The sequence below is a fragment of the Bradyrhizobium sp. Kon58 genome (assembly GCF_055807455.1).
The window spans coordinates 1-790 of sequence record NZ_JBVVOT010000100.1 but is presented as its reverse complement, the minus strand read 5'-3'; the positions used below and the strand labels follow the sequence as shown (position 1 = coordinate 790).

Here is a 790-nt window from a genome sequence, read left to right as displayed (position 1 = left end):
TACCCTAAAGTCAAAGATAAAGACTATTGCGTACCCCTTACCCTTTGGTACGCCAACAACCCGGAAGAGATCACCAAATTCGAAAAACATATGCGCAAGAAGATCCATTATGTACTGCACCCTCAGTATATATGGAGCAGCATCGCGAACATGGCTCGATCTCAAAAAAGCGAACTACTCAGCACACTGCAGGGGGCCTTCAAACACATCGAGCTTGAATCTTTTGAGCACACATTCCAAGGTCTATTTAGCGCAATCAACCTTGACTCTGAAAAACTAGGTCGCACTTACGCCGAACGCAATATTAAGCTATCAAGTGAGCTAAGACAGCCTGCAATACATATTTGCTCAGGCAGCGACGGGAGTGTAATACTCTGTTTGTTCAATTCCTTTAGCGATATCCTTGTCTGTCCGAGGCCGATAGAGTTGCTTTGTGCGTAGTCTGATAAGAAATGTCGACAAAAATGAAATGCGAAATCTGCGCAAAGTAAATCGGTAATGATTTCCAACTTGGCTAGCTGATGGCTGAAAATCGATTTTTCATCATTTTTACTAATTTTGGTGATCTTTATTTCTTCATTGCGCATTGGTCGATAGAGCGCAAAGACAATGTTATTAGTTTGTAATAATAGTTCAGGGTGCTTGTCTGCATAGGTTGTAGGGAGGTGAGGTGAGTCATCGCTCCATATTAATGAGCCATATTCAATATTTTTCGATTGTATTAATCGAATCCCCTCGCCCGAGTACTACGATGGCTTAAATTCCTTCCCTGAAGTTACTTTTATAGCGT

The 790-nt window shown here is 41.8% G+C and carries 1 protein-coding gene and 1 pseudogene; one reads left to right on the top strand and one right to left on the bottom strand.

Annotated features, from left to right (window positions below; translation table 11 throughout):
* Positions 1-69: 69 nt before the first annotated feature.
* Positions 70-303 (top strand): annotated as a pseudogene (locus AC0L20_RS39605) (type I restriction-modification system subunit M); the annotation flags it as partial.
* Here the strand turns inward: AC0L20_RS39605 and AC0L20_RS39600 are convergent.
* Positions 288-611, bottom strand: a complete 324-nt coding sequence (locus tag AC0L20_RS39600; protein ID WP_473295604.1) for a restriction endonuclease subunit S — start codon at positions 609-611, stop codon at positions 288-290. The pseudogene AC0L20_RS39605 and the gene AC0L20_RS39600 overlap by 16 nt on opposite strands.
* Between the last annotated feature and the right edge of the window lie 179 nt (positions 612-790).